Origin of the sequence: Hymenobacter setariae (genome assembly GCF_007713685.1) — a bacterium.
Taxonomy (GTDB): Bacteria; Bacteroidota; Bacteroidia; order Cytophagales; family Hymenobacteraceae; genus Hymenobacter; species Hymenobacter setariae.
In genome coordinates, this window is record NZ_VMRJ01000006.1 from 74,505 (window position 1) to 95,621 (window position 21,117).

At 58.1% G+C, this 21,117-nt stretch carries 19 protein-coding genes; 3 read left to right on the plus strand and 16 right to left on the minus strand.

Annotated elements, in window-relative coordinates:
* Nucleotides 1–6: 6 nt before the first annotated feature.
* Together FNT36_RS21100 and FNT36_RS21105 are read right to left on the minus strand one after the other, a co-directional pair.
* Nucleotides 7–693, minus strand: a complete 687-nt coding sequence (locus FNT36_RS21100) for a response regulator transcription factor (protein ID WP_144851838.1) — start codon at nt 691–693, stop codon at nt 7–9.
* Entirely contained in the window at nt 656–2,173 is a 1,518-nt protein-coding gene (locus FNT36_RS21105; RefSeq protein WP_144851840.1) for a sensor histidine kinase, read from the minus strand. Before FNT36_RS21105 ends, FNT36_RS21100 begins: the two co-directional genes overlap by 38 nt.
* Before the next feature lie 125 nt (nt 2,174–2,298).
* Here FNT36_RS21105 and FNT36_RS21110 point away from each other — a divergent pair, with 125 nt between their 5' ends.
* On the plus strand, nt 2,299–3,504 hold the full coding sequence (locus FNT36_RS21110) for a redoxin domain-containing protein (protein WP_144851842.1): 1,206 nt from the start codon (nt 2,299–2,301) through the stop codon (nt 3,502–3,504).
* Nucleotides 3,505–3,542: 38 nt separating this feature from the next.
* Nucleotides 3,543–3,938, plus strand: a complete 396-nt coding sequence (locus tag FNT36_RS21115) for a hypothetical protein (RefSeq protein ID WP_144851844.1) — start codon at nt 3,543–3,545, stop codon at nt 3,936–3,938.
* A gap of 1 nt (nt 3,939) precedes the next feature.
* On the opposite strand, the gene FNT36_RS21120 is transcribed toward FNT36_RS21115, so the two are convergent.
* The 11 genes from FNT36_RS21120 to FNT36_RS21170 all read right to left on the minus strand — a co-directional run bounded on the left by FNT36_RS21120 (nt 3,940) and on the right by FNT36_RS21170 (nt 16,844).
* Nucleotides 3,940–5,070, minus strand: coding sequence for a PepSY-associated TM helix domain-containing protein (locus FNT36_RS21120; protein WP_144851846.1), 1,131 nt, complete (start codon nt 5,068–5,070; stop codon nt 3,940–3,942).
* Between the two features lie 127 nt (nt 5,071–5,197).
* Complete coding sequence (locus FNT36_RS21125) at nt 5,198–7,630, minus strand: TonB-dependent receptor (protein WP_144851848.1); 2,433 nt, start codon at nt 7,628–7,630, stop codon at nt 5,198–5,200.
* A 169-nt stretch (nt 7,631–7,799) separates the two neighbouring features.
* The gene (gene trpA / locus FNT36_RS21130) at nt 7,800–8,582 is read right to left on the minus strand and encodes a tryptophan synthase subunit alpha (RefSeq protein ID WP_144851851.1); all 783 of its coding nucleotides are present in this window, start codon (nt 8,580–8,582) and stop codon (nt 7,800–7,802) included.
* A gap of 131 nt (nt 8,583–8,713) precedes the next feature.
* Entirely contained in the window at nt 8,714–9,922 is a 1,209-nt protein-coding gene (trpB, locus tag FNT36_RS21135; RefSeq protein ID WP_144851853.1) for a tryptophan synthase subunit beta, read from the minus strand.
* Nucleotides 9,923–9,950: 28 nt separating this feature from the next.
* Nucleotides 9,951–10,583, minus strand: a complete 633-nt coding sequence (locus tag FNT36_RS21140; protein ID WP_144851855.1) for a phosphoribosylanthranilate isomerase — start codon at nt 10,581–10,583, stop codon at nt 9,951–9,953.
* Nucleotides 10,584–10,589: 6 nt separating this feature from the next.
* Entirely contained in the window at nt 10,590–11,396 is an 807-nt protein-coding gene (trpC, locus tag FNT36_RS21145; RefSeq protein ID WP_144852518.1) for an indole-3-glycerol phosphate synthase TrpC, read from the minus strand.
* Nucleotides 11,397–11,464: 68 nt separating this feature from the next.
* Complete coding sequence (trpD, locus tag FNT36_RS21150; protein ID WP_144851857.1) at nt 11,465–12,460, minus strand: anthranilate phosphoribosyltransferase; 996 nt, start codon at nt 12,458–12,460, stop codon at nt 11,465–11,467.
* Nucleotides 12,461–12,593: 133 nt separating this feature from the next.
* Nucleotides 12,594–13,166 carry an anthranilate synthase component II gene (locus FNT36_RS21155; protein WP_144851859.1) on the minus strand — a complete coding sequence of 191 codons (573 nt, stop codon included), beginning with the start codon at nt 13,164–13,166 and terminating at the stop codon, nt 12,594–12,596.
* 148 nt (nt 13,167–13,314) lie between these two features.
* Complete coding sequence (locus FNT36_RS21160; protein WP_144851862.1) at nt 13,315–14,757, minus strand: anthranilate synthase component I family protein; 1,443 nt, start codon at nt 14,755–14,757, stop codon at nt 13,315–13,317.
* Nucleotides 14,758–15,001: 244 nt separating this feature from the next.
* Complete coding sequence (locus FNT36_RS21165) at nt 15,002–16,468, minus strand: POTRA domain-containing protein (protein WP_233636123.1); 1,467 nt, start codon at nt 16,466–16,468, stop codon at nt 15,002–15,004.
* Complete coding sequence (locus FNT36_RS21170) at nt 16,461–16,844, minus strand: BlaI/MecI/CopY family transcriptional regulator (protein ID WP_144851865.1); 384 nt, start codon at nt 16,842–16,844, stop codon at nt 16,461–16,463. The genes FNT36_RS21165 and FNT36_RS21170 overlap by 8 nt, the downstream gene beginning before the upstream one ends.
* Before the next feature lie 207 nt (nt 16,845–17,051).
* Between FNT36_RS21170 and FNT36_RS21175 the strand changes: the two genes are divergently transcribed.
* Nucleotides 17,052–18,131: a T9SS type A sorting domain-containing protein gene (locus FNT36_RS21175; protein WP_144851867.1), complete on the plus strand. Its 1,080-nt coding sequence runs from the start codon at nt 17,052–17,054 to the stop codon at nt 18,129–18,131.
* Between the two features lie 47 nt (nt 18,132–18,178).
* On the opposite strand, the gene FNT36_RS21180 is transcribed toward FNT36_RS21175, so the two are convergent.
* The 3 genes from FNT36_RS21180 to FNT36_RS21190 form a co-directional block, all read right to left on the minus strand.
* A complete protein-coding gene (locus FNT36_RS21180) occupies nt 18,179–19,018 on the minus strand; it encodes a CvfB family protein (protein WP_144851870.1) in 840 nt (279 codons plus the stop codon).
* A 264-nt stretch (nt 19,019–19,282) separates the two neighbouring features.
* Nucleotides 19,283–19,735 (minus strand): MarR family winged helix-turn-helix transcriptional regulator, encoded by a 453-nt coding sequence (locus tag FNT36_RS21185; protein WP_144851872.1) that lies wholly within the window; start codon nt 19,733–19,735, stop codon nt 19,283–19,285.
* Between the two features lie 168 nt (nt 19,736–19,903).
* Entirely contained in the window at nt 19,904–21,043 is a 1,140-nt protein-coding gene (locus tag FNT36_RS21190; RefSeq protein ID WP_144851874.1) for an alkene reductase, read from the minus strand.
* Nucleotides 21,044–21,117: the final 74 nt, after the last annotated feature.

Genomic DNA, 21,117 nt, shown 5'->3' on the forward strand with positions numbered 1-21,117 from the left:
CCCGCGCTACGACACCAGCCGGTAGCCTACGCCTCTGATATTGAGGATGGCCAGGCTGGTGTCGTGGCGCAGGTGCTTGCGTAGGCGCGAGATGAACACATCCATCGAGCGAGCGTGGAAAAACGAATCGTCGCCCCAAAGCTGTAGCAGCGTAGCTTGGCGAGCCAGTGGGTGTGGTCGGTGGCTGGCGAGCAGGCGCAACAGTTCGCTTTCGCGGTGCGAAAGCTTGACCACCAACTCGCCCTCCAGCCACAGCTCTTGCTTAAGTGGGACGAAGCTATAGCGACCTAAGGCAAGGGTATCAGGCAACTCGGGTGCGGCGGGCACCCGGCGCAATAGTTCGCGCAGGCGCACGGCTAGTTCTTCGAGGCTGAAAGGCTTGCGCAGGTAGTCATTGCCACCCACGCCGAAGCCCTGCACCACATCGGCAGGCTGCGACTTGGCCGTGAGAAATAGAATGGGAACCTGCTGGTTGGTGCGCCGCACCTCGGCCACGAAAGCAAAGCCATCGAGCTGCGGCAGCATGACATCGACGATGCACAGGTCGAACGCATCGCGCTGAAAGGCAGCCAGCCCGAGCACGCCATTAGCCGCGTGGTGCACCTGGTAACCCTGGCGCTCTAGGCTTTCGCGCACAATGCGGGCGAGTGGTAACTCATCCTCTAAGAGCAGCAGCCGGGGCGAGGGCGACATGGGGCATGAGGGGAAGGGTGATGATAAACGTGGTGTGCTGGCCCTGGCTACGCACCACAATGGTGCCGCCGTGGTGCCGCACCACGGCCTGGGCGTAGTGCAGCCCCAGGCCATAGCCGGGCACGTCGTGGCGGTTGCCGGTGGGCACCCGGAAGAATTTTTCAAACACCCGCCCTAGGTACTGCGGTGGAATGGCTGGGCCTTCGTTGGTGAGCTGTACCACGGCGCTACTGTCGCGCACGCCGCCCCATAGCTGAATTTCGCCCCCTAGGCGGCCGTGCTTCAAAGCGTTGTCAAAAAGCGTCAGCAGCACATTGGTGAGGTGCACGGCATCGCCGGCGATGGGTAGGGGAGAGGGCGGCGCCTCGTACACCAGCGGACTGCCAGCCTGCATCAGCCGCGGCTGCACCTGCGCCAACACCTGAGCCAGCAATGGCCCTAGGTCGAGGGGGCGGCGGGCGAGGGGCGGGCCGGCGTGTTCGGCCACGGCACTCTGCAAAATCTGGTCGATGAGGGTACCTAGGCGGCCTGCTTGCTGGCGAATAATGCCCAGGTATTCAGCACTAGCTTCTGGGCCGAGGTCGAACTGCTCCAGCGCTTCAGCCGCCACGCCGATGGTAGCCACGGGCGTTTTGAGCTCGTGGGTCATATTGCTCACAAAGTCGTCCTTGAGCGCCGCCAGCCGCTCCTGGCTGAGCAGCGACCGCACGGTGTAGGCGAAGCAAAACACCACGATGCCAATCAGCCCCACCGAGCCTAGCAGCACGCCCTGCATACGACGCAGGTACACGCGCTGTGGGTTTGGAAACCACGCCCGCAGCCGAGCGTTCTTTTTGCCGAACGCATTGGCATCTACTGCACTTGTTGCAAAAATCAGTTCTCTTGTTGGTTGCGACCGTTGCGCCAGCGCCAGCTGAAATGGCGTCGAAATATCGCGTTGCCGCAGGGCGCGGGCGTATAGCTGCCCTAGGCGCCGGGTGTGCACTGTATCGGCCTCAAAGGCAGCCACCAGCTTGTCGCCTAAGCGGCGGGTGTAGTAGTAAGCCAAGCCTTCGCGCACATTGTTGGCTACAGTGCTAGCAGTGAAGCGCTTAATAAAGAAGGCCCGGCCGGCGGCATCAAGGCGCTTGGTTTTAAGTTCGAAATCGCGGAAGCCGATGGTGTAAGGCGCCCGCTTCTCCCTAGGCAAGGGATGCTTATCAGCGAGCGAGAAGATGGTGTAGCCTTCGGCTGAGTCTACGTGGGCCGCGATAACAAACTGGTTGGTATCGGCTAGCCAAGCCCGGCAGCGTTGGAATAGCGCTTCTTGACGCAGACGGATTTCTTGGCGGGTAGCGTCGGCCAGAGCCTCGTTGGCATCGCGCCGAAAGCTGCGCAGCGCCTGCTGGTAGGCCTGGTAGTTCCAGTAGGCTTGCAGGCCTAGCAGCGCTAGCGTGCACCCGGCCATAAGGGCCACCAAAAGCTTGATTCGTCGCTTCATCTAACTCGAAAGTAGCCGGCGAATAAGCAAAGTGCTTGAGGTTTAACACACCTTAACACTTCTTAACGGGTGTTAACTAAGGGTAGTGGAGAGCTACGGCGAGGTTTGCCAAAAAAACAATCGCCATGAAAAAGCTCCTAATTTTTTGGCTCGGCTTACTGCTGAGCACCCCGGCCAGCCACGCCCAAGCCATTCTAGGCCAGCTGGCACCCAACCTGCGCTTCAACACCGTGCTCAATGGCTCGCAACCCAGCCTCACGCTGGCGCAGCTGCGCGGCAAAGTGGTGCTGCTAGAGTTTTGGGCCACGTATTGCGGGCCGTGCCTCACGGCGATGCCGCACTTGCAGGAGTTGCAGCGGCAGTTTGGCGAGCGGCTGCAAGTGGTAGCCATCAGCCCCGACTCGCCGGCACGCCTAGGTCGCTTCCTACAGGCGCGGCCATCCAACCTGTTGTTTGCCTCCGTGGTGGGGGCGGCGAGCGACTCGCTCCAACAGCTCTTTTCTTACCAAATTATTCCGCACTCGGTGCTGCTCGACGCGGCGGGCCGTGTGGTAGCCAGCACCGAACCTCAATTCATTACGGCTCAGGTAATAGCGCGAGTGCTTAAGGGGCAAGCTATTAATTTGCCCCTTAAACAGGATGTCGTGAGCCGTAATGCTATCGCCACCTACTTTCCGGCCACGGCGGCCACTCCGCCGCGCTTCCTGATGCAGCCCGCCCTACGCGGCGTGGCAAGCATGACCCGCAGCTATCCGCAAGATTCGTCGGCCTTCCACAACCGCCGCCTCACGGCCCTCAACATTGCCTTGCCCGAACTCTACCGCTTGGCCTACGGCGGGCTGCCCTACGGCCGCACCCTCGACCTGCGGCCCGCTGCGCCCACCAGCTCCAAGCTGCCCCTGTACTGCCTCGATATCATTGTGCCCAAAGGGCAGGAAGCCAGCCTGCTGCCTACAATGCGCCAGGAGCTAGCCGCCCGCTTCGACTTGCGTGCCACTTTAGAGCCGCGCCCTAGGTCGGTGTATTTGCTGCGCGTAGCCGATGCCCGCAAGCTGCCGCCCGCCACTGGCTTCGAAAAGCCGAGTAGCGAAGCTGCCTCAGTAGGCACGTACCAGGGCGCTAACGTGACTTTAGCCGAAGTAGCCGATTACCTCGAAGGATTCGGTTTGGTAGAGCTGCCCGTGCTGCTGGCCACGCCCACCACTACCCGCTATAACCTGGAGTTTAGCTACCAGCAAGAAAAGCCCGGCGACTTGCTGCGGGCTTTGGCCGACCTAGGGCTGACGCTAGAAAAAGCCGAACGCCCAGTTGAGATGTTAGTACTGCGGTGAGCCGCTAAGCTGCTCGCCACAAATCCTGTTTCAAGGTTATGAATGTAAAATATCTCGCCCTAGGTGCCGTGGTGGTGCTGCTCGGCTGGTTTGTGTACGACTCGCTGAGCCAGCCCACTGGGCAGGACTTGCCGGGCAATTTTCAGGAAGTAGCGGCTTACCGCAATGAGAACAATACTGGTCCCGTCACCCGCGTAATGGCCGTGACGGTGGCCGATACACTCTGGCGCGAAATGCGTCAGTACGGCGACCTAGCGCCCTACACCAAGTACGGCACCACCAAAGTCTACTTCTTCCGGCAGGGCCAGCCAGTGCCCAAAACCGTGCAGCCTGGCGAAGTCAATTTCAGCCCTGAATTCAATAAACACTGCTTGGCCAAGTATGAGAAGGAAGTCATGAGCAACGTGTCCTTCAAGCGCTACCCGCTACGCTAACCTAGGCCGCAGCTACGGCCAGCGGCTGCTGATGCTTTTTGCGGTTGTGCTGCCGGCCGCGCCACACTAGGAAGCCTGTGATGGGCAGGCTAGCTGAAATTAGGCTGACGGTGAACGCGATAACCTTGCCTCCCAGACCCAGGATAAGGCCGGTGTGCAGGTCGTAGTTCATATCGGCCAGCTTCTTGCCGTTGCTCTTGCTATCGTGCGGCTGAACCATTAGCAGCTGGCCAGTGCGGGGGTGAAAGCGGTACTCGTCGCGGTGGTAATAGTGTAGTGACTTGCCGTAAGCGGTGCACCATACGGGCGTAGCGGCGTCGGTAGTAGGGCCAATGAGCAGCATCTCGGCCTGGGGCGACTGCTGCCGCATATGGGCGTAGGCAATGTCTACCACCGGCCGGGCGGGCCGGGCCGTAAGCAAGGTGTCAACCTTAGGCTCCGCGTTTTCGGCGGCGATGGAGCGGCCGCCATTGGCCAGGGCGCCCACGCCATCCATAAGCCATTCGTAGCTGATGCACAAGCCGGTGAGGGCCAGCACCAGCCCTAGAGCGCTGGCGTAGAAGCCCAGCACGTTGTGCAGGTCGTAGTTGCGGCGCTTGGGCGAGGCCTGCCACTTTACCGAAAAGCGCTGCTTGCGGGCCGCCTTGTTGCGCGGCCACCACAGCACTATCCCCGAGATAAGCATCACCACAAACGTGATAACGGCAATGTCTACTATCCATTTGCCGATGGCGGGCGGCAACAGCAGATACATGTGCAAGTATTGCACAATAGTAAAAAAGTCGCTTTTCAGATTCTGTACCTTCAGCAGCTGGCCGGTGTAGGGATTCAAGAAGGCATAATACACTTCCTCGCCCTTGCTCAGGTACACGGCCGTAGAGCGGTCGGGGCCGTTGTAGGTAGTCCAGGAAGCCGTGAAGCCAGGCTTGGCCTGGGCGGCTGTAGCTTGCAACACCGAAGGCGGTAGCATATGCCGGGCCTGCACCTCTAGCTTGCGCCAGGGCTGCGTTAGGTCCCGGATTTCGTCTTGAAACACAAACACTGCCCCCGACAAGCTTACGATGAGCACAATCAGCCCCGAGGCTAGCCCCAGCCACAAATGCAGCTTGCCGATAAGTTTGCGGAAGGTCATAGAGAAACGGGGAAGTAAAATAAGATTGTCATTGCAAGTGCAGCGAGACAATCGCACCCTAGGTAGTAGCCAAACAGGTGCGAATGCTTCGCTGCGCTCACAATGACAGACAGCAGTAAAGCTGTTATTAAAACTTATACGCCACCGAGCCGATGATGCTGCGCAGCTTCTGCGGGCTCATAGTGGTGTAGCCTATCCAATAGTGCTTATCGGTCAGGTTGTCTACTTTCACAGACAGGCGGTATTTGGGCTGGTCATAAAAGGCGCTGGCATTCAGCACGGTGTAGCTAGGCAAGGTAAAAACGCCCAGCGCCACGCTGTTCACAATTTTGTTGTCGCTGGCGTAGTTGCCGCCAAAGCCCAAGCCCAGGCCTTGTAGCGGGCCTTCGGGCTGGCGGTAGCTTACCCAGGCATTGGCTAGGTAGGGCGAGGAGGCAGTGTTAGGGCGGCGGCCATTCACGTCGCCGTCCGATTTCACGTACACCGAATAGTTGTAGGCAAAGCCACCCACGATGTTGAGGCCGCGCACGGGGTTAGCCGTTAGGTTCAGCTCGGCGCCGCGGCTCCACTGGTTGGCATCCTGCAGCTGAGCCGAGGGGTTAGCGACGGTAGGCGCCTGGCGTAAGCGATTGGCCACCCGAATGTCGTAGTAGCTAACCGTGGCACTTACGCGGCCACCAGCGGCATCCAGCTTCACGCCGGCCTCCCACTGGTTGGCACGTTCGGGCTTGGCAATCGTCGCTACAGTGCCGCCCGGCGCCACAAACGAACCTAGGTTGGTAAAGCTGTTCTGGTAGTTGGCAAACAGCGCCACCCGGTCTTTCACTGGCTGGTACACAATACCAAACTTGGGCGAGAAAGCCGTTTGGGAATACGCTTCTACCGGCGAATACAGAATGCCGCCTTTGTTGTCGAAATGGTCAACGCGCAGCGCGGCCAGTACACTCAGCTGGTCAGTCAGATTCAGTACATCCGACAGAAAGGCGCTGTACGTGTTCGTCTTGGTTGTAATCAGGTAGTGCGCGGGCGGGGTAGTGGCATAGGCAGCAGCCACGGCCGCCCCCGTAAAGTCGCGGTACGCATCGGCACCTAGGCCGAGGGGGCGCGAGTCAAAATTACCTCCGAGAAAATCTACGTTTGAGTCAAAGCGCTGAAAATCGAGGCCTAGCACTACGCGGTTGCGCAGGTTGCCGAGCTGAAAATCACCATTAAATAGTTGCTGCACCTCGAAAATCTGGCGGCGGCTATTTTGCGTCGATTGGTCGGCGCGGGCAATGGAAAGTGGCCCACCATTGGCGCCTGGCGACAAGTAGAAATAGGGCCCGAAGCCGTTGGAGAAGCTGTGGCTGCTGGTGAGGTAGGTAGTAGAAGTAAAGCTCGGCGAAATCTGGTAGCGTACTTGCCCAAACAGGTTGGTGCTGCGCGAGTCCTGCGTTAGCCCATCGCCCTGGTACGACTGCCGGTAGTCGAGCGGTAGCTGGTCGGCGCGGTCGGCCCCAAGCTGCGCCGCAGGGAAGTAGAAGAAAATAAGCTGCTTACCTACGTTGGTGCCTTTGTAAATCTCGGCATCGAGGTTGATGGTCAGCCGGTCGCTGGGGCGGTATTGCAGGCTGGGGGCTACGGCCAGGTTTTTGGTGAAGCCCGGGTAGCCCACGTTCTGGAAGTTGTCTTCGTAGGTGTAGGCCGTGTTCAGGCGCAGGGCTAGCTGCTTGGGCTGGTCGGCGGGTACGTTGCTGTCTACCAAGTTCACGTCGGCGCTCACGCGGTGGAAGCCGTAGCTGCCAGCCGCCACGTTGAGCTCGCCGCCGAAGGCATCGAGCGGCTTCTTGGTTACGCGGTTGAGCAGGCCGCCGTAGGAGGTAAGCGAGCTGCCAAACAGCGTGCCCGACGGCCCTTTAATAACCTCTAGCTTTTCTAGGTTAATGGCGTCGATATCGCTGGTGACATTACCGGCCACCCCGTTGCGCAGCTGGCTCGACACTACAAAACCCCGGCTGGCGTAGAAAGCGCCGCCATCGCCGCCGCGGCCAGTGGCTTCCCACATTTTCTGCAGGCCCGGCACGTTGCGCGTGGCATCATCTACCGAAAACACCAGCTGCTCGGTCAGCAGCTCCTTGCCCACGGTGGCGTACACCTGCGGGTTCTCCAGGTTTTTGAGCGGCATCTTGGCCACGTCTACGCTGACAGGGCGGTTAAACTTGTTGGTGCGGTTGCCGCGTACTACCACTTCCTTCAGCTCGGCCGCGCTCTCAGTCAGCGCAAAGTCTACGGTCGCCGTTTGGCCGGCCGTTACGGTCACGGTGCGCTGCTCGGTTTTCAGACCCACCGCCGACACTACGATGGTGTACTCGCCCGGCGCTACTTGCCGAATGCGAAACCGCCCCTGCTCGTCGGTCAGGTCCCCCTTCGTTTGTCCCTGCAAGCCCACGCTTACGGCCTCCACTGCTCCACCATTACTGTTAGTGACGCGGCCATTGATGGTGCCAGTAGTCTGAGCCTGAGCGGTAGTTGCCGCGGCACATACTACTAGCGGAAAGAGTAGGTAACGAGAGGGGTTCATTGAAACTTTAATTAGAAGCAATCTAAAGAAGTTGCAAATTAACAACCGCCAAGGGGCGCGCTCAAAATTTGTTTAGAATTAATCTACACAAATGATTGACGGGGCTATATAGAAAAAGGGACCCTAGGGTCCCTTTTCGGTAGGTAAACAAGCAAAGTCCAGCTAGGCGCTAGGCCCGAATGCTATGCACAAACTCTTTGATAGCCAGTGGCTGTCGCTCGGCAGGTGTCTGTTGCAAGAGGCGAATGAAGGCGCTGCCAATAATAGCCCCCGTGGTGTGCCGGCTCGCCGCCGCAAAGCTGGCCGCATCGCTGATGCCAAAACCCACAAGCGTCGGGTTTTGTAGACCTAGGGCTTTGGTACGGCTGAGATATGCGTCTACATCAGCGTTCATGTCGGTTTGGGCGCCGGTAGTGCCGGCGGCCGCTACCAGGTAGATAAAGCCATCGGCCAGGGCATCGAGCTGGCGCACGCGGGCGGCGCTGGTTTGCGGTGTTACTAAGAACACTACTTTCAGGCCGTACTGCACAAATAGCGGGCGGTACTGGCGCTCATACACTTCGAGCGGTAGGTCGGGCAAAATGACGCCATCGACGCCCGTGGCCTGGCACTGCTGGCAAAATTTCTCGACCCCAAACTGCACCACCGGGTTGAGGTAGCCCATGAGCAAAATCGGCACCGTAATGCCTTGCTCTCTAATATCTTGTAATTGCTCAAACAGCTTGGCCACGGTCATGCCGTTTTCGAGGGCCTGCTGGTTGCTGCGCTGAATAGTTTCACCGTCGGCCACCGGGTCGGAGTAGGGCATGCCGATTTCTACTAGGTCGGCGCCGGCCTCTTGCAAGGCTTTGAGGATAGGCACCGTGTCGTGGAGCTGCGGGAAGCCGGCCGTGAAATAAACGTTGAGCACGTCGGCCGTTTTGCGTTGGAATAGGTCGGTGAGGCGGTTCATGGTAAGAGTGTAAAAAGCTATCTATCGTGCTCATCTAGCGTCCCAAAGAGGGCATCTTCTCAGGTGCGCACGGTTTAATACCCGCGTGATAAGATGCTTCCTGTGGGATGCTAGATGAGCATGATAGATAGTTAGCTTGCGTATTCTTCCAAATGCTTGGTGTAAGTAGCTAGGTCCTTGTCGCCGCGGCCCGACAGGCAAACCACTACCACGTCATCTTTCTTAGCCCCGATGAGCGGCAGGCAAGCCAGCGCGTGGCCCGTTTCGAGGGCCGGAATAATTCCTTCTAGCCGCGAAAGCTGAAAGGCTGCGTCGAGCGCCTGCTTGTCGGTGATGGACAAGAACTCGGCCCGCCCGGTGGCAAACAGCTGCGCGTGCTGCGGCCCGATGCCCGGGTAGTCCAAGCCCGCCGAGATGGAGTACGGCTCGGTCACCTGGCCATCTTCGGTCTGCATCAAGATGGTGCTAGCGCCGTGCAAGATGCCGGGCTTACCTAGGGCCGTGGTGGCGGCCGAGTGGCCAGTGTCGATGCCCTGGCCAGCGGCTTCGGCTGCAATCAGGCGCACGCTGGGCTCGTCGAGGTAGTGGTAGAAGGCGCCCGCGGCGTTGGAGCCACCGCCCACGCAGGCCAGCATGAAGTCGGGCGTGGCCCGGCCGGTCTGGTGCAGGAGTTGGCTGATGGTCTCGGCCGAAATAACAGACTGAAACCGCGCTACCATGTCAGGGTAGGGGTGTGGCCCCACCACCGAGCCGATGATGTAGTGTGTGTCGGTGGGGTTCGAAATCCAGTGGCGCATTGCCTCGTTGGTGGCGTCTTTCAGCGTTTTGCTACCGCTAGTGGCGGGTACTACTTTGGCACCTAGCATCCGCATGCGGTCCACATTGGGCTTTTGTCGCTCAATGTCAATTTCGCCCATGTACACAATGCACTCGAGGCCCATGAGGGCGCACACAGTGGCTGTGGCCACCCCATGCTGGCCTGCGCCGGTTTCGGCTACAATGCGCTGCTTGCCCAGGCGCTTGGCCACCAGTATCTGGCCGATGGTATTATTAATCTTGTGCGCGCCAGTGTGGCACAGGTCCTCGCGCTTGAGGTAGATGGTGGTGCCGTAGTGAGCCGATAGGCGCTGGGCTAGAAACAGCGGCGTGGGCCGCCCCACATAATCGGTCAGCAGCTGCTGAAACTCGCGCTGAAACTCCGGGTCCTTGGTGATGCGCAAGTAGTTGTCGCGCAGCTCCTCCACGTTAGGATACAGCATTTCGGGCACGTAGGCGCCGCCGAAGGGGCCGTAGTAGCCGTGGGCATCTACCTGGTAGGGCGAGGGGGCGGTAGCAGTCATAATTAGGTTATGAGTTATCAGTTAAGAGTTAGGAAGCGGCCTGATGCAGGCGCTGCAAGAGCGTACGGGTGGCGGCCACATCCTTCAGGCCGGGCGCGGTTTCGAGGTGGCTATTAAAATCGAAGCCGTAGAGCTGGGGGTGGTGAAAATCGAGCAGTGCGTTTAGATTATCCGGCCCTAGGCCGCCGCTCAGCAAAAAGGGCGTGGTGCCCGTGTAACCAGCCAAAATCTGCCAGTCGAAGGCCGTGCCATTGCCGCCGGGCAGCGCACCTTTGGTGTCAAACAAAAAGAAATCGCAGCTGGCCTCGTAGTCAGCAAGGCTTGCAAAATCGAAGGTTTCACCTACTGCAAAGGCCTTGATTATCCGCAATCCTGAAGTATGCGCCTGTTGGCAGTAAGCCGGTGATTCGTGGCCGTGTAGCTGCACGTAGTCAAGCGTGTAGGCGCAGGCAGTAGCTTGTACTTCCGCTAGGCTGGCATCTACAAACACCCCCACTTTGGCAATGCTTGGGGGCAAGCTGCGGACCTGCTCGGGGTCAAGCGTCTCGCGCATGTAGCGCAGCGACTTTTCGTAGAAAATAAAGCCCAGCAAGTCTGGTGATAAGTCGGCAACCGCCCACAAATTGCCAGCTTCGCGCATGCCGCAGATTTTGATTTTCATAGTCGCCTAAGAAGCCGAAACCGGGCCGGATAGTTCGCTCACTAGCCCCGCGAGTGCCGCCGCAGGGTCAGTGGTTTTCATAAACGTTTCCCCAATGAGGAAGCCTTGGTAGCCTACCGCACGCAGAGACTGGATGGTGCTGGCGTGCTGCAAGCCGCTCTCGGCCACTTTCACAAAGTGGTCTGGAATGAGCGTCGCCAGTCGTGCCGAGGTGTCTACGTCGGTCACGAAGGTGCTGAGGTTGCGATTGTTCACGCCTACTAGGTCTACGCTGTCGGTGAGGTGGCTGCGCAGCTCGGCTTCGTCGTGCACTTCTAGTAGTACTTCCAGCCCTAGGCTGTGCGCAAACTCGCTGAACTGCCCGACCTCGGCCGGGGTAAGGCACGAGGCAATGAGCAGAATTAAATCGGCACCCATCGCTCGCGCCTCCGTAATCTGGTACTCGCTAACAATAAAATCTTTGCGCAAAATCGGCGTGGCTGGATTGGCCGCCCGAGCCGCCCGCAAGTCGGCCGGCGTGCCGCCAAAAAACGGCTCATCGGTAAGCACCGATAACACAGCTGCGCCCGCTGCCACGTAGCCAGCCGTAGTGGCCCCCGCCTCGGCCGTACCATTAATCAGGCCCTTCGACGGCGAGCGTCGTTTAAACTCAGCGATAATGCCAGTCGAGCCCGCGGCCGTGAGCGCCGCCCGCGCCGACAGCACCGGGCGCGTGAAATCGGGCTGCTTTTCGAGGTCGGCAACAAGGGTTTCAGCCTCGCGGCGGGCTACTTCCTGGCGCTTTTCGGCGATGATTTTATCAAGAATGGTCATGAGTGTCTTTGTCATCTATCATGCTTCGCGGCGCGCTGCATGACAATCGTGCTGTATGGTGACTGCTGTTAGTTTAAAGCCAGCAGCTTCTCAAAAGCTTGGCGCGCCCGGCCGCTGTCCAGCGACTCGGCGGCCATGGCCAGGCCTCCGGTCACATTGGCGGCGCGGCCAGCAGTGCGCAAGGCTAGCGCGGCGTTGGCGAGTACGGCATTGCGGTGGGCCTCCGGGGCTTCGTTGCGCAGCACTTTCATAAAGATGTGGGCCGCCTCAGCTACCGTGTCGCCGCCAAATAATGCTTCGGGCGTGGTTTGCGGCAGTCCTAGGTCGGTGGGCGTTAGCAGTTCTTCGCCCTGGCGGCTAATGAGCTTCACCGGCCCGGTTAGCGATACCTCGTCGTAGCCATCGAGGCTATGCACAATGAGAAACTCTCGGTTCGTTTCCTGCTGGTGCAGGTAGGCGTAGAGGCGCGCCAATTCCAAGCTGAATACGCCTACCAACTGCAAGCGCGGCCGGGCTGGGTTCACAAGCGGCCCCAGCATGTTGAAGAAGGTTTTTACACCTAGCTCCTTGCGCAGCGGTGCCACGTTTTTGAGTGCCGGGTGAAACAGCGGGGCGTGCAAAAAGCAGATATTGGCCTCCTCAAGTTGGCGCTTCAGCTGGTCGTTGTCGGCTGTAAACTTGACCCCTAGGTGCTCCAATACCGTGCTGCTGCCACTGATGCTCGACACGCCGTGGTTGCCGTGCTTGGCAATGGGCTGACCCGCGCCAGCTAGCACGAAGGCCGATAAGGTGGAGATATTGAAGGTATTGCGGCCGTCGCCGCCAGTGCCGCATACGTCCATCGCATCGACGCCGCCTAGGTCTACGGGGCGACACAACTCGAGCAGGGCGTTGCGGAAGCCCGCCAGCTCTTCTACCGTCACGCTGCGCATGAGGTACACGGTGAGGAAGGCTGCGATTTGGGCCGGGTTGTACTGGCCTTGGGCGATGCCTAGCACCACGCGGTGTGCCTCCTCTTGGGGCAGCGTGCGGTAGGCAAAGAGGTGGTTGAGCGTGTCTTTCACTTTAATAATTCAGGGTTTGGTCGTCATGCTGAACGCAGTGAAACATCTTGCGTGCAGCAGTAAGCAATAGGTTAGCAATGAAGCGGGCGAGATGCTTCGCGGCGCGCTGCATGACGGCCGAGTTTCTCGGCAATTACCCGTTGACCCAGTTTGCCAGCATGGTTTTGCCGTGCTCCGTAAGCACCGACTCGGGGTGAAACTGCACACCTAGGACATCGTAATCGCGGTGGGCGAGGGCCAGCACCTGGCCGTTTTCGTCCACAGCGGTTACGCGCAGCTCGGCGGGCACGCCGTCGGGCGCGATAGTCCAAGAGTGGTAGCGGCCCACGCGCACGTCGTTGGGCACGTCGTTGAAGAGACGGTTATCGGCCGCGTCGGGCGTTTGGTGCAGCACGTGCGCCACGCCGTGGTGCACCTCGCCTAGGTTAGCCAGCTGGCCGCCAAATGCTTCGCCGATGGCTTGGTGGCCCAAGCACACACCTAGGATATGCTTGGTGGGCGCGTAGCGCTTGATAAGTTCAGGCATGATGCCGGCTTCGCTCGGGATGCCGGGGCCGGGCGACAGCAAAATGTGCGAGTACTTATCGACCTCGTCGAGGCTGATTTTATCGTTGCGAAACACGTCTACTTGCTGGCCTAGCTCGCGCAGCATGTACACGAGGTTGTAGGTGAAAGAGTCGTAGTTGTCGAGAACTAGGATAGCCATTTTATTAAGAGTTTATTTCAACGTCTGTCATCCTGAGCTTGCGAAGGACCTTATCACGCTCGCACCGTTGGACTTAAATATTCCGGACGAAGCAGTCGTGATAAGATGCTTCCTTCGTCAGCATGACAGACAAACTGGTATTGTTTAATTACACCCGTTCCGCCTGCTGCAACGCCGCGCGCAACGCGCCTAACTTGTTGTGCACTTCTTGTAGCTCGCTGGCCGGCACCGATTTGGCGACTACGCCCGCGCCGGCCTGGTAATAGAGCGTGTTGTCCTTGCTGAGGAAAGTGCGAATCATGATGGCGTGGTTGAAGTCGCCGCCAAAGTCGAGCGCGCCGATGCAGCCGCCGTAGAAGCCACGCTGGGTGCTCTCGTACTGGTCGATGAGCTGCACGGCGCGGTATTTAGGGGCGCCCGAGAGCGTGCCGGCCGGGAAGGTTTCGCCTACCACGTCGAGCGGCTCGGTGTCGGCACCTAGCTGGCCCACTACCTTAGACACTAAGTGAATAACGTGCGAATAGTACTGGATTTCCTTGAAGCGCTCCACGGCCACTACGTCGCAGCGGCGGCTGAGGTCGTTGCGAGCTAGGTCCACGAGCATCACGTGCTCGGCGGTTTCCTTGGGGTCGTCGAGCAGCTGCTGGGCCAAGCGGGCATCGGCCGCGTCGTCGCCAGTGCGGCGGAAGGTGCCCGCGATGGGGTAGAGCACCGCTTGCCCCTTATTAACCACAATCTGCGACTCGGGCGAGGAGCCAAAAATTTTGTAGCTACCGTAGTCGAAAAAGAATAGGTAGGGCGATGGATTGAGCGAGCGCAGCGCCCGGTACACATTGAACTCATCGCCCTGAAACCCTTGCTGAAAGCGCCGCGACAGCACAATCTGAAACACGTCGCCGCGCTGGCAGTGGTGTTGCCCTAGGCGGATAAGCTCCAAAAACTCTTCGTCGGTGGCGTTAGAAGTTTCCTGCCCGTTTAGCCGGAAGGGGTGCGTTGCGAAGTTGCGGCTCTGAATGAGCGTCTCGATGCTGTCGAGCGTATCAGCGGCGGGCTCCTCGCCTTCGCCTAGGTACTGGTGCTCAAATAAATACAGCTCGTCCTTGAAGTGGTTGATGGCGATGACATAGCGAAACGCTTGGTACACGATGGCCGGCACCGTGCTGGCGCCGGGCTTGTCGCGCAGCGTCACGTCCTCAAAGTTTTGCACCGCCTCGTACGCCATGTGCCCAAACAGCCCGTTGGTGATAAACGGCAGCCCCGAAGGCGCAGCTGGCTGGAAGCTCTCCCGAAACTCGCGCAGCAACTCGAGAGCCTGGCGTGGGTCGGCGAGGGTATCGGTACTGGTCGACTGGCCGGGGCGCTGGGTGGTGAGCTGGTCTTTATCCAGCTCGAAGCGCGCTACCGGGCTGAAGCAGAGGTAGGAAAAGCTGTTGTTGTTGCCGTGGTAGTCGGAGCTTTCGAGCAGCAGCGTGCCCACAAACTGGTCACGCAGACGCAGGTATAAGCTCACCGGCGTGAGGGTGTCGGCCAGCAGCCGACGGTGTCGGCTGTGAACGAGAATAGCGGAGGAAACTTCAGTAGTGGCCGACATGGCAAAAAGAAAACGAGAAGCTAAAACAACAAAAAAGCCCGCTGCGGTGAGCAGCGGGCTTGGAGAATCTCAGAGGGGTTCAACCAACTTATAATGCCTAATGCTCAGCCTTCGGGGAAGGTTGAGTGCCACCAGCTTTGCGAAACGGTTGCGTAGAAAGACATAGTTGAAATCGGTTTGCGGGGGCAAAGGAACGACGCTTTTGGAGAAAAGCAAATTTTTGAAGCGAAAAGTTAGCAATTGGCTACTTCTCCGTTACGGCGAAATCGATGTTAACCTTATTAGTTGCTGGGTCAGGCTTGGGATTGATATCGACTTTAGTAGGGTCAACAAGGCCACTTGCCGCCAAATTACGTTGTGCCTGTAGCAGCTTGGCGCGACTGAAAAGCTCACCAGGATTTAGGGCGATTAGTTGGCTCAATTTCTCTGGCTGAGGCGCATCAGGAGCCAGTCCTTTTTTGCTTTCCTTTGCTCTTACAAAGACGGTGACGGTATTGATGTGTGCTACCGGACCTTCATTGATGGTGAGCACGATGTCGGTCGTTCCGTCGGGCCGGGTCGTAGCGCTCGGCGTAACCTGAAAAAACAAGTACCCATTGTCCATATAGCGCGAGGTGACGTCGCTATTATCGGGCCGGTAGAAGAGAGTCGTCCCTAGCACCTCTTTGCTATATGTGTCGCCAGCTTTCAGCCCTAGGGCTTCGTTGAGCTGTGCCGTAGTCAGAAATTTGTTACCCCGCCAAGTAATGGTGCCAATGCGACCTTGCGCCTCGGCTACCGGCTGGGTACTAGGTAAGCTGGCCGCCACAGATGGCGCAGGGCGTAGCACGGCGGCGCCCACCCAGGCCAGGGCAGCAACTGGCACAACTAACAAAAAACGAAGCTTTTTCATAGGAGAAGAGGGGGGAAAGGTGAGCATGTGAATGCGCTGGGTGACCTGCTTGGTAGAAAATGGATGCACCAGCGAGGTAGGTAGCGGCCCGGCGGCCAGCTTCAGCAGAAGGTGCCCGTAAGCGGTGCGGCGGCCGGCCGGGCGTGTCACGGCGGCATCGGCCAGGTACTCGTGCACTAGGCGCAGCTGCCGCTGGAAGTAGAACACGAGCCCATTGAACCAGAAAAACCACCCTAGGGCCTCGGCCAGTAACAAGTCGAGCGAGTGGTACTGCGCGCCGTGCACTTGCTCGTGCTGCACCAGCAGTGCATATTCGGCGTCGCTGAGCTGAGCGTGGGCCGGCGACAAAAACACGAAGCGCCCAAACGAAAACGCTGGCCGGCTGGGCTCGGGCAACTGCACCAACCAGCCCTGGCCAAGGCGCGTGCGCGGGTGCCACCGGCTGAGGCTATACAGCCACCCTAGGTGACGCAATGTGCCCCATGCGCGGTAGCCTACACCCAGCCAGTACACCGCCAGCGCCACACTTAGCCAAGGGATACCTGCTGGTGCGGCGGCCGTGGTAGCTGGCGCCAAAGCGGCCCCTAGGTGCCACGTCGGGAGTGTGGCGGTCGGTAGCGCCGCGGGCCACAGCAGCTGCGACCAAGCGGCGGGCAACGCTACCAGCGGCAGCACGGCGCTCAGCACGAGTGCGCTTAGTAGGTAAGCACGGTTCCAAGCGAAGGTGGAGAGCTGGGCCAGTAGTAGCCAATAGCCCAGCGCAAACACGCCCTGGCAAGCCGTAGCTGCCGCGAGGTACAGAAAAAAGCTGCTACCCACGGCCGGTCGAGTTTTTAGCCTCGTCCTCATCAAGCAGCTTGCGTAGCTGCTGAATCTCTTTCGGGTTCAGCGACTCTTCGACCATGTACGATACCAACGCAGCGGGCGAATTATCAAAGTAGCGAGCTAGCATGCGCTTTAGGCTTTGCGCCCGATATTGCGCCTTGCTGATGAGCGGAAAGTACTCGTAGGTCTTGCCATACGCCTTGAAGCCCACGTAGCCCTTGCGCTCCAAAATGCGCACCACTGATGACACGGTGTTGTAGGGCGGCTTAGGGTCGTCAGGCAGGTGTTCGATGATGTCCTTTACAAACGCCTGCTTTAACTTCCAGAGCGCCTGCATGATGGGCTCCTCGGTTTTGGTTAGTTCCTCCATGGGTCAAATGTATAACTGATATTTCAGTTTAAAAACTGTTTAGTGCGTTTTATAACTTATTTATCAGTTATATCATTACTAAGCATTTTTTTTAGGGCTCAAATTAGCGTGCAGTAGGTAGCGTACATTTGTTGATTATTAAGTGGTAAGCATCATTCTTTTGCCACCATCTTACTCTCATTTCATAAAGTATAGCACATAGTTTATATGAAGCAACTGATACTTCTTCTCTTAGTTGGTAGCCTATCGGCAAAAGCACAAGGCTCTCTAGATAATGGCTTGCTAGGCCGTTTCCCGTTCGATAATGATTTGGTTGACGCTACGGGTAACATTGCAAATCTTAGCAATGCCAACGTGGCATATGGCCTCGATGCGCGCAACCAAAACAATGCGGCCTTGCGCTTGGTAGGTACAGGCGAAGTAGCCGTGCAACCGAATGGTTTGCTTGACTTTGGGTCAACCGGCAGCTTTACCTTCACCATAGCTTTTCGGACCTTATCGTCGGGCACGCAGGCTTTTTTCAGTAATGCGGGTTACAGCATAGGTTCTACGCCTAGTACAAGCACTACCAGTGGCTTATCACAGGGCTGGAGCCTGGGTTTTAGCAGCACGCGAGTAGGTAAGTTGTACGTAAGCCTAGTGCGGGATAACTTTTACAACGGTGCGTTGGCCTTAGCTACGCAGGCTAGTTTCAACGATGGTTTGTGGCACACGGTAGCGTTGGTTGTAAACCGTAGTAGCCGTCAAATACGGATTTTTGTAGATGGTACTGCGCAGCCGTTGGTATTTATCTCTAGCAACCCAAACTATGGGACAGTATCGGGCTCTGTATTTAACCTAGAGGCGGCATACAGCCAGCTCGTGCAGATGAGCCCTGGCTACAGTTACGACGCCAAAGGGGTAAGTACGGTTAATAATCGCTTTGGCCTAAACTATAATGGCTGGCTAGATGAAGCTCGCTTTTATAACCGCGTGCTAACTAATACGGAGATACAAACCCTATCAGGGCGAGCGTTGGCGACCCTTTCGGCGCATGAAGCCGCTGCTTTAGTGCAAGTGGCTCCTAACCCCGTTGGTACTACTTCTTTTACGGTTACCCTTGCTAAGCCCTTAGCAGCTAATCAGCTACGGGTAGTAGACGTGATGGGCCGTGCAGTGCCCATCACTATTGTTGCGCGCCAAGCCAACAATCAGGTCTATGAGCTAAGCGGATTGACGACTGGCTTGTACCTGTTGCAAGTAAGCCTGCCGCAGGGATTGGCTGTGCAGCGCGTGCAAATAAACTAAGCACTTAGGCCTAAAAGCTCTAGGTTCGCTTTATAAGTAAAGTCTTGCTATTCGCCCTGCACCAGGCGCGTTTGCTCTGGCTCTAGCTCTACTAAGCCTTGCTTATAAAGCGAACCTAGGGCTTTCTTGAAGGTCTTTTTGCTCATGCCCAGGCGGCGGTACACGTCGTCGGCTAGGCTTTTATCACCTAGGGGCAGCGTCTTATTCGGGCGGTCGCGCAGGGCGGCGAGCACAAGGTTAGCAGCGGTTTCAATTTCGTCATAACCGGCTTGGCCGAGGCGCACATCAAGCTTGCCATCAGGCCGAATCTGGCGCACGTGGCCCGGCAGCAACTCGCCCACGCGCAGCGGCCGGAATACTTCGTTGCCGTAGAGCAGGCCCGCGTGCGTGCCGTTCACAATGACGGAGTACCCTAGGGGCGTTTCCTCGGCAATGAGCAGCTGCACGCTCGTGCCCTCGGCGCCCTCGAAGGGCTCGGGGCTGAGGAACTGTTGCCACTTGGCGGAGGCTACTAGGCGGTCGGAGGCGTCGTCGAGGTACACGTACACGAGCACGCGGTCGCCGATGCGCACGGCTTGGCGCTGGTTGGCGTGAGGCAGAAGTAGGTCTTTTTCGAGGCCCCAGTCGAGGAAGGCACCAGGCGCACCCATGTCGCGCACTGTAAGCGCGGCGAAGCTATTAACTACAGCCAGCGGCTCCAAGGTCGTCGCAATGAGGCGGTCCTCGGAGTCGCGGTACACAAACACGCGAATTATGTCGCCTACATGGGCGCCCACGGGACGGTATTTTTCGGGCAACAGTAGGTCGCCGTCGTCGCTGGTGAGGTAGAAGCCGATGCTGACTTCGCGGGCTATTTCGAGGTCGTTAAAATCGCCGAGGTGAAGCATGGGGTAAGGGCTAGGTTTGAGGCAAAGGTCGGCAGGGTATTCCGAACGATAGGCACTGCGCATAGTGCGCCAGAGTTGTACGGAAAGTGCAACGGCCCAAAATAAAGCCAGCCGGATTCCATGCTGGAAGCCGGCTGGCTTAGCTTCTTAAGGCTCAGCTGCTAGGCAGCAGGCAAGGGGTTGAGCGGCCGTTGCGGCCACCGCTGCATGTAGCGTTTGCCGTGGAGGAATATTGAATATAAAAAGGCAAAAAGAAGCAATAGCCTACTTATTGAGCTGGGATATAATTGGCTTCAGCTGCTGGCGCAAGTCACTTATTTGCTCTATCGTCATATCGAGGCAGTTACCCAGCTGAACGGGTATTTCCTGGGCTTGCTGCTCTAGGGCGCGGCCGGCCGGCTGCAGTGTGGCTATCACCGAGCGCTCGTCGTGCGTGGCGCGGCGGCGGCTTAGCCAGCCGCGTTGCTCCATACGCTTGAGCAAGGGCGTGAGGGTGCCAGAATCAAGCAGTAGCTTTTCGCCTAGCTCCTTCACGGTCAGCGACTCATGCTCCCAAAGCAATAGCAGCACCAAGTACTGTGGGTAGGTGACACCAAGGGTATCGAGCAGCGGCTGGTAGGTTTTGGTGATGAGGCGCGACAAAGCGTACACCGAAAAGCAGAGTTGATTGTCAAGCTTTAGCAGCGGATTGCAGAGCGGAATGTTTGGGTCGTTCATATCCTTCTGAATAAGAATGCAAAGTTAGTTGCTAAATGTTTAATTGTGCACAACCTAATAGGAATATTATAGTTCACTTTGTCGTGCTAGGTACCGCTATTTCGCAAAAAAGCCGCCCTGGCATAAGTCAGGGCGGCTTCCGAAGACCGAAGTGCTAGCGAGCACTACTTATTTCTGAATAATATCTTGCTTTAACTCAGGCTCGGCAGTCTGCTCTTGCAACGACGGGTAGTCGATGTAGCCGTGGTCGTCGCCGCCGTAGAAAGTAGCTTGGTCGGGCGTGTTGAGTGCCGCGCCCTGCTGATAGCGCTCTACTAGGTCGGGGTTAGCAATGTAGGGCACGCCGAAGGCGATGAGGTCGGCCTCATTGTTGTCGAGGGCGTGCTCGGCTGTTTCCTGGGTGTAGCCGCCGTTTAGGATAAAGGGGCCTTTGAAAATCTTGCGCAGGGCCGGGCCTACGGGCTGCTGGCCAGCTTTGGCGGCCATGGGGTGGCCGGGCAGCGCTTCAATCACGTGCAGGTAGGCGAGCCCAAACTTGTTGAGCTGCTCGGTGAGGTAGCTGAAGGTACCTAGGCGGTCGCTGTCGTGGATGCCACCCATGTTGCCGGTGGGCGCCAGGCGGATGCCTACGCGGTCGGCACCTAGCACGTCTACAGCAGCCTGCACTACTTCGAGGGCAAAGCGAGCGCGGTTTTCGACGCTGCCGCCGTACTCATCGGTGCGCTGGTTGGTGCTGTCCTGGATGAACTGGTCTACGAGGTAGCCATTAGCACCGTGAATTTCGACGCCATCGAACCCAGCTTCCTTCGCATTCTTGGCGGCCTGGCGGAAGTCTTCTACTGTGGCTTTCACTTCCTCGGTGGTGAGGGCGCGAGGCGTTGGAATCTCTTCCATGCCGTTGGCCGTGAAGGCTTTTACGTCCTTAGGCTGCACAGCCGAAGGGGCTACCGGCAGCTCACCATTTTGGAAGAAGGGGTGCGAGATAGCGCCCACGTGCCAAAGCTGAATAAAAATGCGCCCACCCGCGGCATGCACGGCATCGGTCACTTTTTTCCAGCCGGCTACCTGGTCCTCGGTATGAATGCCAGGCGTGTAGATATAGCCCACGCCCTGGGGCGAAATCTGCGAGCCTTCGGTGATGAGCAGGCCCGCCGAGGCGCGCTGCACGTAGTATTTCACTGTCGAGTCGGTAGGCACGTTGCCGGGGTTTTGGGCGCGACTACGCGTCATGGGCGCTAGCACTAGGCGGTTAGGCAGCGTAAAGGCACCGACCTTAAAAGGCGTAAACAGAACTGAATTTTGGCTCATGGTTGGGAAAACAAGCAGAACTGCCAGCGGGTAGCTCTGAATTTCAAAAGAATAACAGCTTAGTTTTGCTAAAT

Excerpts from the sequence above, each read along its gene's own strand:
- FNT36_RS21100 (WP_144851838.1), bottom strand. The coding sequence starts at position 693 with ATGTCGCCCTCGCCCCGGCTGCTGCTCTTAGAGGATGAGTTACCACTC.
- trpB (WP_144851853.1), bottom strand. The coding sequence starts at position 9,922 with ATGACTGCTACCGCCCCCTCGCCCTACCAGGTAGATGCCCACGGCTAC.
- FNT36_RS21160 (WP_144851862.1), bottom strand. The coding sequence starts at position 14,757 with ATGTCGGCCACTACTGAAGTTTCCTCCGCTATTCTCGTTCACAGCCGA.
- FNT36_RS21175 (WP_144851867.1), top strand. The coding sequence starts at position 17,052 with ATGAAGCAACTGATACTTCTTCTCTTAGTTGGTAGCCTATCGGCAAAA.
- trpC (WP_144852518.1), bottom strand. The coding sequence starts at position 11,396 with ATGACCATTCTTGATAAAATCATCGCCGAAAAGCGCCAGGAAGTAGCC.
- FNT36_RS21190 (WP_144851874.1), bottom strand. The coding sequence starts at position 21,043 with ATGAGCCAAAATTCAGTTCTGTTTACGCCTTTTAAGGTCGGTGCCTTT.
- FNT36_RS21125 (WP_144851848.1), bottom strand. The coding sequence starts at position 7,630 with ATGAACCCCTCTCGTTACCTACTCTTTCCGCTAGTAGTATGTGCCGCG.
- FNT36_RS21105 (WP_144851840.1), bottom strand. The coding sequence starts at position 2,173 with ATGAAGCGACGAATCAAGCTTTTGGTGGCCCTTATGGCCGGGTGCACG.
- FNT36_RS21185 (WP_144851872.1), bottom strand. The coding sequence starts at position 19,735 with ATGAACGACCCAAACATTCCGCTCTGCAATCCGCTGCTAAAGCTTGAC.
- FNT36_RS21110 (WP_144851842.1), top strand. The coding sequence starts at position 2,299 with ATGAAAAAGCTCCTAATTTTTTGGCTCGGCTTACTGCTGAGCACCCCG.
- FNT36_RS21115 (WP_144851844.1), top strand. The coding sequence starts at position 3,543 with ATGAATGTAAAATATCTCGCCCTAGGTGCCGTGGTGGTGCTGCTCGGC.
- FNT36_RS21140 (WP_144851855.1), bottom strand. The coding sequence starts at position 10,583 with ATGAAAATCAAAATCTGCGGCATGCGCGAAGCTGGCAATTTGTGGGCG.
- FNT36_RS21180 (WP_144851870.1), bottom strand. The coding sequence starts at position 19,018 with ATGCTTCACCTCGGCGATTTTAACGACCTCGAAATAGCCCGCGAAGTC.
- trpA (WP_144851851.1), bottom strand. The coding sequence starts at position 8,582 with ATGAACCGCCTCACCGACCTATTCCAACGCAAAACGGCCGACGTGCTC.
- FNT36_RS21170 (WP_144851865.1), bottom strand. The coding sequence starts at position 16,844 with ATGGAGGAACTAACCAAAACCGAGGAGCCCATCATGCAGGCGCTCTGG.
- FNT36_RS21120 (WP_144851846.1), bottom strand. The coding sequence starts at position 5,070 with ATGACCTTCCGCAAACTTATCGGCAAGCTGCATTTGTGGCTGGGGCTA.
- FNT36_RS21155 (WP_144851859.1), bottom strand. The coding sequence starts at position 13,166 with ATGGCTATCCTAGTTCTCGACAACTACGACTCTTTCACCTACAACCTC.